7 protein-coding genes are annotated in these 14,689 nt (G+C 67.9%); 3 read left to right on the top strand and 4 right to left on the bottom strand.

Translation table 11 applies throughout. The annotated features are described in order from the left end of the window. Positions 1–38 precede the first annotated feature (38 nt). The 4 genes from tssI to tssJ all read right to left on the bottom strand — a co-directional run bounded on the left by tssI (position 39) and on the right by tssJ (position 11,726). The gene (gene tssI, locus H4P35_RS27240) at positions 39–8,807 is read right to left on the bottom strand and encodes a type VI secretion system tip protein TssI/VgrG (RefSeq protein ID WP_304518353.1); all 8,769 of its coding nucleotides are present in this window, start codon (positions 8,805–8,807) and stop codon (positions 39–41) included. A 92-nt stretch (positions 8,808–8,899) separates the two neighbouring features. Further along, on the bottom strand, positions 8,900–9,679 hold the full coding sequence (gene icmH / locus H4P35_RS22320; protein ID WP_056325715.1) for a type IVB secretion system protein IcmH/DotU: 780 nt from the start codon (positions 9,677–9,679) through the stop codon (positions 8,900–8,902). Between the two features lie 16 nt (positions 9,680–9,695). Next, positions 9,696–11,042: a type VI secretion system baseplate subunit TssK gene (gene tssK, locus H4P35_RS22315; RefSeq protein WP_056325717.1), complete on the bottom strand. Its 1,347-nt coding sequence runs from the start codon at positions 11,040–11,042 to the stop codon at positions 9,696–9,698. A 66-nt stretch (positions 11,043–11,108) separates the two neighbouring features. Further along, entirely contained in the window at positions 11,109–11,726 is a 618-nt protein-coding gene (gene tssJ / locus H4P35_RS22310; RefSeq protein ID WP_081100935.1) for a type VI secretion system lipoprotein TssJ, read from the bottom strand. A gap of 155 nt (positions 11,727–11,881) precedes the next feature. Here tssJ and H4P35_RS22305 point away from each other — a divergent pair, with 155 nt between their 5' ends. From H4P35_RS22305 to tssC, 3 genes are all read left to right on the top strand, one after another. Further along, on the top strand, positions 11,882–12,595 hold the full coding sequence (locus H4P35_RS22305) for a M48 family metallopeptidase (RefSeq protein ID WP_226847050.1): 714 nt from the start codon (positions 11,882–11,884) through the stop codon (positions 12,593–12,595). Positions 12,596–12,665: 70 nt separating this feature from the next. Continuing rightward, complete coding sequence (tssB, locus tag H4P35_RS22300) at positions 12,666–13,181, top strand: type VI secretion system contractile sheath small subunit (protein WP_056325727.1); 516 nt, start codon at positions 12,666–12,668, stop codon at positions 13,179–13,181. Then, on the top strand, positions 13,174–14,667 hold the full coding sequence (tssC, locus tag H4P35_RS22295) for a type VI secretion system contractile sheath large subunit (protein ID WP_226847049.1): 1,494 nt from the start codon (positions 13,174–13,176) through the stop codon (positions 14,665–14,667). The genes tssB and tssC overlap by 8 nt, the downstream gene beginning before the upstream one ends. Positions 14,668–14,689 lie beyond the last annotated feature (22 nt).

Below are 14,689 nucleotides of genomic sequence, written 5' to 3'. Positions count from 1 at the left end.
TGTCGTTTCAGAGGGCGAAGGTGATCCGGGGCGCGTCGTCAGAATGAGGTCCAGCCTTCCGAGCAGTCCACCTTGCGCACGGCCTTGCTGCAACTTGGGCAGAAGTGGATGTTGGCGCAGGTGATGCCGTACATCACGCACTGCCCGATCTCATCGCTGTACTGGCCGTTCCGGTTGGGCAGGCCAAAGTAGCAGTGTCCTCCCATGTTGTAGTAGAAGTACTGCGGCGGATCCAGCTTGGAATCGTCGGCCGAGGAGTCTTCGTTGCGCAGGCCGGGCCAATCGGGGCCGCTGGGCACCATGCCGAGCAGGTGGCCCATTTCGTGGGCCAGCGTTTCCGTCAGGTACGCCTGCGAGTTAGGGACGTAGGGATCCAGCGTGGACACGAACAGCAGGTTGGTGCCGGTGATGGCCAGGCCAGCATAGCTGGCGGCGACCGTGTTGAACTGGATGTTCAGCACGCCGTTCAGGGGCGTGGACGAAATCTGGGTCAGGTCGACTTTCACGGAGAAGACGGCGCCGGAGCTTTCGCGCAGCGGCGTCATCAAATGGCGCGGAATGGGAATCGAACGTTCCGCGCCCGACGCGTCGGTGTAGAGGTACCGGGCGTGGACGAGCCAGTCGTCGCTGTCGTCGAACTCGTACCAGAGGCTGGCAAGGGTTCGGTCGTCGTTGACGATGGGCACCGTCATCACGCGTCCGCCCGGGCCGGCGGGCACGGGCAGGCGCATGTCGCCGCTGGTGCCGGGCGCGGCCAGCCGGTCGACGTGGCACACCACCAGCGTGTAAGGCTCGCGCTGCTTGCCAGGCGAGGTGGCGTATACGCGGCGCACGGCGTCCATGATGGCCTGCTGCGCGTCGACGTTGTCCGCCGCATCCACCGCCGAGCGGCCGCGGAATTGCAGGCGCGGCAGCTGGATCATGTCGATGCCGTGCAGCGCGAATTCCGCGGTGACCGGCGTCACGTCGGCCAGATGGTTCGCCGGGCGGGCGCTCATGCACATCACTTCCTGGATATACAGGCGGCGCGCGGTTTCGACGCGCTCCGTCTTGATGAGCTGGCCGCGTTCGTCGCGCACCTCGAACAGATAGACGTTGCGGCCGGCGGCGGGCAGGTCGATGTCATCGACGATGCGGGTGCCGTCGGCGTCCGTGACGTAGCTGCGCGGGTTGGCGTGCGGCTCCTGGTAGCTGGCGCGGCGGCCGCGCTCGCGGCTGGAGTAGGCGATGTTGCCGGCGTCGGCCTTGACGGTGATGGTGAAGCGGTGCGCGCCCGGACGGTTGAACTCCACGTGGATCCGCGGGCGGCGGGTCTGCCGCTCGGTGGTGGTCAACGCGTTGCCGTCGTTCCAGCGTTCGTCCGCGCGTTCCAGGTTGACGTATTGCAGGCGCGCGCCATCCTGGCGGCCGCGATACGTGGAGACGCTGGGCACCACACGTCCGGAGCCGGACGGGCCGGGCAGGCCGCCAGGCAGATTGGTGCCCTGCGTGCGGGCGACCGGGCCCAGTCCGATCGTGTCCAGCACGTCCCGCGCGATCTGCGGCAGCGGCGAATCCGCCACGCCCGGGATCTTCATCAACACCTCGGCCACCTTGGGCAGCGTTTCGGTGGCGAGCGTGGGCGATTGCAGGATGGCGCCAATGACGCCCGGCACCGACGAGGACGACAGGCCCGGCATGCTGAGAATGGCGCCGGCCACGGCGGGAATGTTGGCCTGCTTCACGTCGGGCAGCGAGAACAGCGTGTCCACGGCTGAACTCAGCGCGGCGGCGCGGTCGCCCGCCGCGTTCAGCGCTTGCGTCATGACGGGCACGATGGCTGCGCCAACGTTGGCGCTGACGCCGCCGCTGGCGAGCGTGCTGGCGCTAGATAGCACGCTGGAGGCGGTGCTGGCCTGTTGCGCGATGGCCGCCAGGGTGCCTCCGCCAGCCACGGCGGCAATGCCGGACGCCCCGGCGCCGCCACCTCCGCCCGCGGCAGCGCCGGCTGCACCGGCTGCACCGCCTGCGGCTGACAGGTCCGTCGCGCGGGTTGCCGGTGTGCTGTCGGCCATGCCCGCCGCGCGCGCGGTCTCGGCGCCGAGCACGGTGTCCGGCGGGGCGGCAGGGGCTGTGGTTCCGGCCGGCGCAAAGGGCGGCGTGGCGCTTGCGGCGCCGGCCGTTGCGATGGGAGGCATCGCGCCCGTGGCACCGGCGCCGGTGCTGGCGCTTGCCAAGGGCGGCGTTGCGCTGGTGGTGTTGCCGGCGGCGAGGGGAGGCGTTGGGCCGGCGCCGCCGCCAGCGATGGGGGCGGTGGTCTCGGCGGGTTGCGTCGAAGAGACGTCCGCCGGGGAGGGCGCGCCGGTAGTTTGCGTTGTGACGGTTGCCGGTGCACTGCCATTGGCCGCTGCGGAACCGACCGGCGCGGCCGCGCCATTCGCGCCAATGGGAGCGGAGGCCGCCGAGGCGTTCGTTGAACTTGCGGTCGCGTCGGCGCCGGGGGTTGCCCCTGCGCCTGCGTCTGCCGGGCCTACGCCCGCACCTGCTGTACCAGCTCCAGCTCCAGCACCTGTGCCAGAACCTGCACCGGCGCCCGTACCTGCTGCACCAGCAACTGCACCTGCATCGGCACCTGTACCTGCCGCACCAGCAACTGTACCTGCGTCGGCACTTGTACCTGCTATACCAGCAACAGCACCTGCGCCAACACCTGCATCTGCTGAGCCTGTGTCTATTCCGGCGCCTGCCGCCGTGCCTTCGCTGACGTCGGCAGTTGCCAAACGGGGAGAAGCCCCCGCGGAACCTGCAACCGCGTCTGTTCCTGCGAGCGGACCCGCGCTGGCGATGCCGCCCGTGGCTGCGGGAAGGGTCGAGGTCGCGGCGCCGCTTGTCGCGGCCGCGTCAACTGCCGCTCCCGCGCCCGCCGCGCCGACGGCAACGGATGGGCTGGGAGAAGCTTCGATGTTAGGAAGCCCGAAAGTGCCGTCCCCGGTCGCACCGGGCAGCCCGGTTCCCTGAGGCAGGCTCTCGCCGGACGCAGGCACGAAGCCGGGCGTTTGCGGCGCCGCGCCAGACAAGGGCGGCGTGGTGAAAACGCCGGCCGATTCGGGCAGCGACGGCGCGCCGGCCAGCGTAGCGCCCGGGTCCGTGGCGCCGGAGGAGACCGGCAACCTGCTTATCGCCGCGTCGGACGCGACCGGCACGCTCGGCGCCGCAACGGATGGCGCGCCAGTCGGCAACGCCAAAGCATCGGGCAGACTGCCCGGCGCGGCGGTCGAGCCGGACGCCGCTTGCGTGACGCTGCTGGCCGCGGCAGAGGTGGCGCCCAACAGACTGCCCGCGCCCGCCGCAATGGACGCGAGCAGCGCGGCATTCGCAGCCGGGCTGCGCCCCTTGGTCGTGTCGTCCTGCTGCGCGGCGTCAGCCGCGTCATGAGCGGAGGCGTTCATCGACCCGCGCGCAGCGGCCGTGCCGGTGGCCAAGGGGGCATCGGCCCGCTGGCTTGCGTGTACGCCGGACGCTATGTCGCTGCCGCCTACGCGGTGGGCGGACGTGCCGCGCGCAAGCCAGTCGCGCGCGTCGCGAGCGGTGTGTTCCGCGTGGGTGGTCTGCTCGTCCCGTTCCGCCGTGTGATCGAGATGCGGGGCTGGGCCGGTCGAGCGATGCGCGTCAGGCGACGCGCCCGGTTGCAGCACTGTCGATCCTTGCGTGAACGCGGGCGCCAATCCCGCGGCGGCGGCGCCGATACGTGTCGGGTCGACCTGCGCGTGCTGCGTGGTGTCTTCGCCGTCATTGGCGTGCTGGGTGGCGTCGTCGCCGTCATGCGCGTGCTGCGTGTCGTCATCGCCGTCCTGGGCGTGCGTACGACGCGACGTCGTCGCAGTGACGGTTCCGGCGATGGCGGCGAGCAGGCCGATGGCGGCTCCCGATCCCTCTGTCTGACGGGCTTGGCTCGGCGCGGCCATGGACGCGGACGGCGCTGCATCGTGGGTCGAGCCCGGCGCCGTCCTGGCGTCCGCCTCGATGCGGCCGGGCGCTTCCGTGCCTGAGCTGGCGGACAGATGCGAGCGGGCGGCAGCGTCGGATTGCGTAGCGGACGTGGACGTGTCTGATGAGGACGAGCCGAAAGCGGGCTCGCCTGCCTTGGACGCTTGCGAGTCAAACGCCGATCCGGACCCCGATCCCGACTCCGACCCCGATCCCGATTGGGTCGCGATGGTCATCGCTGCGGACGCCGAACTGCTGCGGCCCGCCAACGAGGCAGCCAGCGCGCCCGTGGCCGGGATGCCGACTCCCGTTGCGCCAGCAGCAAAAGCGGCGGCGCCGCCAGCAGCCGACGCGATGGACGGGACGACCGTGCCGGAGCTTGAGGTGGCGATGGCAGACGCAACGCCAGCGTCCGCGCCAGCAACAGATGCCGGCGAGGCGATGTTCGCATCCGCGCCAGCGGCCGCAGCGCCAGATGCCAGAAGGTCGTCCGCGCGTGCGGAGGACACGGCGGAGGCAACACCGGCGTCTGTGTTTGCGACGGACGCGGCGGCAGGTGCCCCGGCGTCTGTGTTTGCGGGGAACGCGGCGGAGGTAATACCGGCGTCTGTGTTTGCAAGGGACGCGGCGGGGGTTATACCGGCGTCCGCGCTTGCGAGGGAAGTGGCGGAGCCAATGCTGGCGTCCGCGTTTGCAAGGGACGTGCCGGAGGCAATACCTGCGTCCGCGCTTGTGAAGGACGTGCTGGATGCAATGCCCGGGTTCGCATCTGCCAGGAGCATGCCGGAGGCGACGCCGGTGTCCGCACTGGCGAGCGACGCATTGGACGCGATGCTTGTGCCTGCCAGGGCTGAGCCCGATGCGACACCCGCACCAGCGACTGAAGCGATGCCCGCGCCCGCGCCAGAGCTAGTTCCCACGCCGGCGCTGGTGCTTGCTTGGGAAGGAATTGCAGACGCGGCGCTGCTGCCGGCCGCTGCCGTGGCAAGCGTGGGCGTTTGTGTTGCGGCGTCGGATGCGGACGGCGCTTGCAGGGTGCCGTTGGCCGGATTCGCACTGTTGTCAGCCATGGCGCCTGCGGGCGATGCCGCGGGCGCCGCGGCGGCGGTGGCCGCCGAAGACGGAAGCGTTGCGGCCGCCGTGGCCTGCGCGGTGGGCGTCGTGGCAGATTCCGAAGTCGCGGCCGATCTCGATCCCGACGCCGTTTCCGAGGCCGATTGCGAGACCGTTTGCGAGGCCGGTGACGAGGCCTGTGCCGACGCGGACGCCGGAGTTCCTGAAACGGCGGAGGGGGCCGCGGATGGCGGTGGTGCCGTGGTCGCGGAAGCCGTGGCCTGCGTCGATGCGCCTGCCGTTGCCGACGCGCCTGCCGTTCCCGATGCACCTGCCGAGGCCCCTGCAGTAGCCGACGCACTAGCCGTTGCCGATGCCCCTGCAGTAGCCGATGCACCGGCGCCTGCCGGGTCGGCTGCTGGCGACGAACTCGCCACGGTGGTCGGGCTTGATGCCGACGCTGGCGCCGATCCTGCTGCCGCCGATTGCGCAGCGCCGGTCCCCGTCGGCGCGAAGGACGGCGTCGCGGCCGCGCCCGTCAGTCCGCCGTCGGCGGCAAGCCCTGCGCCCGAACCTACCTCTGCACCCTTGCCCAGTCCCGCGATCGACGCGGCGCTCGTGATCATCTTGGACGCGCCTTCGGGCGCGGCCGAGGCCAGCATGTCGGTCGCGGCGGGCAGGGCGGCGGTGGGGTCCTTGACCCATTCAGCGGCCTTGGAGACCGTGCCAACGGCTGCCGTCGCGCCGTCGATCATGCCGCCCGCGCCGGGCGCGACGGACGCCAGCATGCCGGAGGCGGCGGGCAGCGCGGACATCGGGTTGGCGATCATGGCTTGCGCCTGCGACACCATGCCCATCGTGTTCTTGGCCGTGTTCAGCAAGCCTCCCACGGCGGAGGGCGTCGAACCCATGCCGCCGAGCAAGCCCGGCGCCTGCGACAACGCGCTCATGGGATTTTTCGCGAGCCCGGCCAATGTGTTGGCCTGGCCGGCAAATTGCGAGAGCTTGGCCGCCGCGCCGGCGGCCGTCTTGCCCAGGTCGCCCAAGCCGCTGGGCGCCAGGTCGCCCAATCCGCCCAGGCCCCCGTCAGCACCCGCCGCGCCCGCGCCGCCAAAACCGGCCATCAGGCTGGTTCCGGCTTTTTTGGCGGCCGAGGCCAGGGCGCCGTCCTTGTGGATAAGCTCTGCGCTGACGATCAGCGGGTCGTCGACCGTGGTGCTGGGCAGCGCCGGCAGCGCGGCGGCATCGCTGCCGGGGCCGACGAAGTTATGCGTGGCGCCCTTGACCGAAAACAGCCCCGGTCCCTTGAAGACGATATCGGCGCCGTCGAGGATGACGCTGCCGCCCGCTGCCTGCAAGGTGACGCGCTGCTGGCCCAGGATCTCGATGCCTTCTGCCGATGACGTGACGGTGATGTCTTGCCCTGCCAGGGCTTCCAGAATGTCGGTGTGGGCGTGCAGCGACACGGGCGCGTGTGCCGACACCGCGCGTATCGCCCCTTGCTGCGCGAACACGCTGGCCGACCGTGCCGACACCGCCGCATAGGTTTGCGTGGCGGCCACATGCGCATCGGATTGCGCCGTGGCGTGCAGGTGTTCGCCCGCGTGCAACACGGCGCTGGCCGGCGTGGCCAGGTTCAGCGAGTTCGGCGAATCGATCAGCAGATGCGGGCCGTTGATGCGCTCGACGGCGGCCTCGCCGGTGCGTTTCCCGTCGGCGGCCTTGCCCGCGGCCTGCCCGTTCACCTGGGCGGCGTAGCGGCCTTCCAGCTTGGGGTCCAGCGCCTTGAGCAGGTCTTCGTAGCCTTCGGACGCCGCCAGCGGGCGCGCCTTGTGCTGGCCCGCGCTGTCGTTCAACCGGCGCGACGCGTCCTGCGCGCCGCGCAGCAGCAGCAAGGCTTCCTCTGCATCGGCTTGCGTCGACTTGCCTTGTTCCCGCGCGGTGGCCGACAACAGCATGCCCTGACCGGAACGCACGACCGTCCACGCATCCGAGCGCAGTTCAAAGCCGGTGCCGCGCCATTGGCCGCGGCTGGCGTCATCCAGATCCTGTTCCACCAGATAGCCCAGCCCAAGTTGCGTGGCCGCGGTGGAGCTGGCCAGCCGTGTGCGCAGTTTGCCCTTGGTGTCGTCGAACAGCCATTGGTTGCGGCCCGCGCCATCCAGGCCCTGGCTGTGCCACCCGCTCAACACGCCGGCGTGATTGGCGTCGCCGTCTTCGCCGGCGGACCAGGGCGGCAGATCCGCATCGTTGTAGAGCTGCCCCGCGACAACGGGCTGGTTGATATCGCCGTCGATGAATTCAACGATGACTTCGGTGCCGGCGCGCGGCAGGTGATGCGCGCCCCAGTTTGGGCCCGCCTGCGCGCTGGCCACGCGCAGCCACGTGCCCGAGCGGTCATCGCCGGGCGCATTGCCGCTGGCATCGCCATGCGTGCGATGCGGCAGGCCGCCCGGCAGCGGCTTTTCGCCGCGCTGCCACGGAAACTGCACCTTGACGCGCAGATCGCGGTCGGCGGTGATGGGCGCATCGGCCGCGCTGACGACCACGGCAGCCAGGCTTTCCGGCGCCGTGGGGCGCGCGCGCCACGCGGGCACCAACGCTGCCGCGTCGGGCTGCGCAACGAAGACATTGCGATATGTGCCGCGCTCCATGTCCGGGGTGTTCAACACCTGCGCGGCCTGGCTGCCCAGATTGTTCGTGGCTTCGTGCGTCACGTCCAGCACCACGTAACGGTTGCCGCCCAGTTCGTCGGCGGCCTGTCCGCCGCCGCCTTCGGCGTAGCGTGCGTGCTGGCTCAGCGCGAACACGTGCCCTGCCGCCAGCGAGCGGGCGGTGCCCGCGCCCTCAAAGCGCACCACCTCGGATTCATGGGCGCGCAGCGCCCGCGCCGCGCTCTGCTCGGCCGCGTCGTCATCGCCATAGCGGCCATGGCCGGCGTAGTCGTAGTCTTCAAGGACGGGCAGGGATTTCACCTGCACCTGCGACTGGCTCTGCGCGGCGTGCGCGTTCAGCGTGCGCTCGTTCCAGGCGGCGCGCGCCACGCGGTTGGGCCGCACGGCCTGCCGGGCGGCAAACCGGGTGATGCTGTCGCTTGTTTCGGTCGCGTCGCTACGGTGAAAGCGCAAGGGCGAGGCCGGGTCCTGCGGACGCGCGGCGTCGGCGTCGAAGATCACCACGCGGTGGCGCGCGCCGCCGCTGGCGGACTGGCCGTCGTCCTGTTGGTGTTCGAAGCGATAGCTCAACCCCGCCTCGGTCAGGATGCGTTCGACGAACGCCAGGTCCGACTCTCGATACTGCGTGCAGACGGCAAGCGGCTCCAGCGCCTGGCTCAATTCAAAGGCGAACGCGGCCTGGGGATAATCCGAAAACACCTCGCTGACGATGTCCTGCACCGACAGGTCCTGGTAGATGAAGCTGTCGCGCCGCAACGCCAGCGCGGCCATCCACGGCGCGGCATGCAGGCGGAAACGCGCCAGCCCGCCGTCGGCGCCCAGCGCGTCCACCCCTTCCACCACCGCGTGCCACCGCCGCATCGCGCCATCGGCCTGCAGCAGGCTGACGCTGATCTCCTTGCCCAGCAACGCGCCCACGTCCACTTCGGCGCTGGCCGCCAGGCAGTCCAGCGTCAGCGAGAACAGGCGCGACACGCCTTCGCGCAGGTTCAGGTGTTCGACCACGAGCTCGGCGTTCAGCGGGGTGTCCAGGCGCAGCAGGCGCGCCTGCTGCGACAGCGTGGCGATGTTCAATGACGAGTAGGCCGGGGCGTTCGAAGGCAAGGCGTTCATAGGACGTGGCGAATGTCGGTCGGCAGAGCCGGGGCGCGGGGCACGCGCCGGGAGGGGGCGGGTGAAAGCAGGGCCGGGAGCCGGCCCGGACGCTATGGCAGCGAAATCGTCAGGTGCGCGGCGCGCGGACCCAGCTTGACGATGTCGTGGTACGGCGCCATCGCCGTCTGCATCTCGGTGTTCAGGAAGTGGCGCATCCCCAGAAACGCCAGCAGGCCGAGCAGCGCAAAGACAGCCATGATCGACCACAGCGGCACGTCGCGTTTCAGCGTGTGCGCCACCTTGTCGGGCAGCGGCCAGTGCGGCGCGAAACCGGTGCGCTTGCCGCGCAGCAGCGCGATCTCGTCGCCCAGCCGCGCAGTCAGATAGCCGAGTTTTTCCTGGCCCTCGATCAGGTACTTGCCCTGAAAGCCGAGCAACAGGCACATGTAATAGATCTCAAGCGATTGCAGGCGCGGCGCGCCTTGGGCGCGCAGGTCTTCCAGCCGGGCAAAGAAATTCTCGCCAGCCAGCTGTTCGCCGAACAAGGTGAGCTGCAGGGGTTGCAGCATCCACGCATCGCGAATGGCGAACTGCGAATTCAGCACGGTCTCGTCCACCGCGGCGCAGAATGCATACTTGGTGGCATACACGTCTTCCGCGGGAATATCCATTTTCTTGGCGGCGCGTTCGTAGTCCGCCAGAAACTGCTGCACCCGCGCCGAGAACGCCGCGGCGTCGGTGGGCTCCTGTCCGCTCTTGAGCAGGAAAAGCATCAGGAAACCGTCATACAGCAAGTCCAGCAAGGACCTGGCCGGACGGCTGGCGTGGAACTCGGCGGCCCGGGGCGGCAGCGTGGCGCCGGGCATCAGGGAGGGAGCGTCTGCGGTCATGGAAGTACGTGTCCTGTCAGCGGGTGACTGCAATCAAATCCAGCTTGAGCTCAGGGATGCCGGCGGGCGCGTAGATGGCGATGCTGCGCGCTTGCAGCATGCGGTCATAGAGCGAACCCCGCGCCTGTAGCGCGAAATACACCGCCCCGGGCTTGACGGGCACCGCCGGCGGCACCTGCGGCGTGTAGGCCAGCGGCACGCCGGGCATGGCCGACAGCACCAGCTTGTCTACGTCTTCCGGCGCGCCCACCTTGAAGCGCATGGGCACGCTTTCGGAGAGTTCCGAGGCAGGCATCGCGGCCTGCACGGCCAGATACAGCGACGTGGTTTCGTCGAGCTTTTCCGAATCCAGCCTGCCCATGTGGAACGACGGCCGCAACTCTTCCAGCACGATGGAGAAGTAGCGTGTGGAGATCACCGTTTCCAGCAGGTCGCGCAGGATTTCGTCCATGCGGGCGAACGCCGGGCCGGGCGCGTCATGCCGGTAGACGGGCAGGTCGGCCAGCGTATGCAGCTTGGAGAACGTCATCAGCGCGCCCGCCAGCCGCGCCAGTTCCTGGAATAGGCGTTCCGGGTGGAGCTGCGGGTGGTGAAACAGATGCGACAGCGTGGCGTAGGCCTCGTTGGCCGTGTGCAGCAGCCAGAACGAGGCGACGTCGCCCGAGCGGAACTCGATGATGTTCTTGCTGGGTTCGCGGTGAAAGCCATACAGCGCATTCACCTTGGCCTGCAGCGCGTCCAGCAGTCGGCGCAGCTGTTCATGCAGGGCGCCAGAGGCCGTCAACGACAGGCTCGGCGCAACGAAGGTGGTGTCCAGCTCATAGCCCGCGCTGGCGGTGCGGCGCACGCGCGCCACCGGAATGGCCAGCAGCGCGTCGCGCGGTTCAAATTCCGAGATCAGGCGCACGTCTTTGCGCAGGAACGCCAGCTCAGCCGTGGTGGCGCCCGTGTACAGGTCGGGGGCCGGCGCATTGTTGTGCGTGTAGCGTGAATCGAAGCTGGCTGCCGACTGGCCATCGCGGTAATTGCCGCCAATCGCCTTGAGCGGATGGATGGCCAGATAAAAGACCGCTTCGGTGACGCCATCCAGCGCGGTCAGTGCAACCGGCGGCGGCAGTTCATCGCCGTGGGGGGCGTTATAGAGTTCACCGTCCGGAAACACCGCGCTCATTTCTGTGGCGCGCAACATGCCGTTGGCCAATGCCGATGCATCGAAGCGCGCGGCGCGCAGGCCCCACGCATAGGGATGCAAGGCGCGGGCCATCTCGGCCAGCCGGTCTTCGTGATAGGCATCCTGCCGCTGAAAATGTTGCGGCCGCAGAAACAACCCTTCGCCCCAAAGGACTTTGGCTGAGTGACTCAAGTTGGCGCTCCCTTTGCTTGTCTTTCCATGTCTTCATATAGAAGGCGGGCCTCCGCGCAATGCGCGTCAACCGGGACACTGCACGCCGGAAAGGCGTGCCGGGTCGTAGGCTGGCAGGCCCGCCGGCAACGTGGGTTTGCCAGTGGCGACGGTGAGCGCACACGCGTGCGCGCCCAGCACAATCCCACTGTCTTCCACGTCGTCGACCTTGAATACATACTTCCAACGCATCGGCGCGGGCGCGTAGAACAACCCGGCGATCGCGATGTAATCGGCTTGCTTGGGGACCTTTTCGACGGCTTCGAACCGTTGGCCGGGTGTGAGCGTCAGCTCACGTATTCCCAGCACGGATTCCCCGAGCGTGGCTTTCTCGGCAGCAGTGTCTATCAATTGCGTGAGCGGCGCACGTTGGAATTGCTCAGGATTCTTCAGGTAGTATATTTTTGTAACTACAGCCATCGACTGTCCGCTGCTGGCATTCAAATTTTCTCCGGCATGGATCGTCAAATTCACCTCGACAGGCGCGTTTTCGGGCTTTTTCAGGCCCGCCATCTCCATCGCATTTCCGGTCAAGCCGGCCACCGCGCCGATGGCTGATACGGCCGCACATCCAGTAATGACGGTGCTTGCAAGCGAGCAAGCCGCGACTGCGAAGAAGCGTGATAAATGGATATGTTTGGACATGGCCCTTTATACCGGAAGTGTGTGAAGCAATACAGATCGCAGCACGTTAGGCGCAATTTCGACGCAAGTAACATGAAGACACTTGCTGTAGCGCTGGGCTAACAAAAGGTTGTTGAAATACGGCCCCTAGTTACAACCCCGCTAGGTGCTTAAAAATGCGCTTTCCCCGCCTCGTCGTTCTCGCAGGTGTCGTTGCCGTTATGGCCGGCTGCGCGTCGGTAAAACCGCAGTCGGAATCCGAATACAAACAATCCATGGCCGAAGCGGAAAAGGCGCTTGAGCAAAAGAGCGCCGACCAGGCCGTCGCGCAATTCGAGGAGATTGCGGTCCGCAATCCGTCCAAGGGATTGCCGTGGTCCTACATCGCGAAGATTCGTTTCGACGAACAGAAATATGGTCAAGCCATCGTCGCGGCCGACGAGGCGCTGAGCCGCGACCCGGATGATTTCGTGGCCAAGAGCGTGCGCGCCGTCGGCGGCCTGCGTGTGGCCATGCAGTCGCTGGCGGACCTGCGCGCCGATGCGTTGCTGGCAGGCAATGCGCGCGCAGACGCCGTGGCCCTGGCCGCGGCAATGCGCGAGACGCTGGGGCAGGATGTGCTGTTCCCGGAAGGCCGCCGCCCGCCGCCGCGTCCGCGTCAGCCGCCGCGCAAGGCCGACCCCGCCCCGGCGAGTGCGTCGCCTTCCAGCGCCGCCCCGACGGGCGTTGCACCGACGGGTGCCGCACCTGCCGCATCGACGCCTGCCGCACCCAAGGTGACTCCCAGCGCCGCGCCGGGGGCCGCGTCCCATGCGTCGCCCGCCGCAACCCAGCCCGCCCAGCAGCCCAACCGCGCGCCGAACCCGTTCGGCGACCTGCTTACCAAGTGATTCGCCCAGGCAGCGCTGGCTAGCCCGGCGCGCCTGACCGACCGCCACGATCCTTTGCACGGAGCCATCCATGGCCAAGAAAGAAAGCGTTCAGAAACGATTGCAGAAAGTCCGTCCGCCGCGCGTTCAGCTCACGTATGACGTGGAGAAGGGCGACGCCATCGAACAGAAGGAGCTTCCCTTCGTCGTGGGCGTGGTGGGGGACTTTTCGGCGCAATCCGAAGCCGAGCTGCCGCGTCTGAAGGACCGCAAGTTCGTCAACATCGACGTCGACAACTTCGACGACGTGATGCGTGGGTTGGAGCCGCGCGCCGCGTACCGCGTCAAGAATGCGCTGACCGAGGAAGGCGGCACGTTCGGCGTGGACCTGAAGTTCCGTTCGATCGAGGATTTCCGCCCGGAAGCCGTGGTCCAGCAGGTGGATCCGCTTCGCGAATTGCTCGACATACGCACCAAGCTGGCGGACCTGCGCAACAAGCTGGCGGGCAACGACAAGCTGGAAGACCTGCTGGGCGAAGTGTTGTCCAGCACCGAGAAGCTGCAACAGTTGACCAGCGAGACCGACAAGGGAGGCCGCAATGAGTAATTCCGCCACTGCACAGAACGCCGCTGCCGCCCCGGCCGACGCGCAAGGCGGCCTGCTGGACCAGATCGTCGAGCAGAGCCGGGTCGCCAAGTCGACCGCCGAGCACGATCGCGCCAAAGACATCATCGGTGAGCTGGTGCGTGAAGTCATGAAGGGCACCGTGGTGGTGTCCGACAATCTTTCCGCGATGCTGGATGCGCGCGTGGCCGAGCTGGACCGCCTGATCTCCGCGCAACTGAGCGAGGTGATGCACGCGCCGGAATTCCAGAACCTGGAGAGCACGTGGCGCGGCCTGCACTACCTGTGCCAGGAGACCGACACCAGCCCGATGCTGAAGATCAAGGTGTTGAACACCACCAAGCGTGACCTGGTTCGCGACTTCCAGACCGCCATCGACTTCGACCAGAGCCTGATGTTCAAGAAGGTCTACGAAGAAGAGTTCGGCACGTTTGGCGGCGCGCCGTTCGGCGCGCTGCTGGGCAACTTCGAGATCACGCGCCAGCCCGAGGACATGTACTTCATCGAGCAGATGTCGCACGTGGCCGCGGCTTCGCACGCGCCCTTCATCGCCTCGGCCTCGCCCGAACTGCTGGGTCTGGACAGCTTTGCCGACCTGGGCCGCCCGCGCGACCTGGCCAAGGTGTTCGACACCGTGGAATACACCAAGTGGCGCAGCTTCCGCGATTCGGAAGACTCCCGCTATGTGGGCCTGACCATGCCGCGCTTCCTGGGCCGCCTTCCCTACGATCCGGTGGAAGGCACCACGGTCGAAGGTTTCAACTTCGTTGAGGACGTGGACGGCACCGACCATTCGAAGTACCTGTGGTGCAACGCGGCGTGGGCGTTCGGCGCCCGCCTGACGGCCGCGTTTGCCGACTTTGGCTGGTGCGCCGCGATCCGCGGCGTGGAAGGCGGCGGTCTGGTCGAGAACCTGCCGACGCACACGTTCAAGACGGACGACGGCGAAATCGCGCTCAAGTGCCCGACCGAAATCGCCATCACGGACCGCCGGGAAAAGGAACTGAGCGATCAGGGCCTGATCCCGCTGGTGCATTGCAAGAATTCGGACTACGCGGCCTTCTTCGGTGCACAGTCGGTGCAGAAGGCCAAGAAATACAACACGGACAGCGCCAACGCCAATGCGGTGTTGTCGGCGCAGCTGCAGTACATCTTCTCGGTGTCGCGCGTGGCGCATTACCTGAAGGCGATGATGCGCGACAAGATCGGCAGCTTCGCGTCGGCGCAGTCCGTTGAGAGTTTCCTGAATCGCTGGGTGTCGCAGTACGTGCTGCTGGACGACAACGCGACGCAGGAACAAAAAGCGCAGTTTCCGCTGCGCGAAGCTTCGGTGCAGGTGGCCGAGGTCCCGGGACGTCCGGGCGTCTTCCGCGCCGTGGCGTTTTTGCGGCCGCATTTCCAGCTTGACGAACTCTCGATCTCGTTGCGCCTGGTTGCCGAACTGCCGGCTCAGGCTCAGAAATCCTGATCGTCATTGCACTGACCACTCA

The organism is Achromobacter sp. 77, assembly GCF_020541125.1.
Lineage (GTDB): Bacteria > Pseudomonadota > Gammaproteobacteria > Burkholderiales > Burkholderiaceae_B > Achromobacter > Achromobacter mucicolens.
The sequence above is the reverse complement of the archived record's forward strand: the minus strand, read 5'-3'. Positions and strand labels throughout refer to the sequence as shown.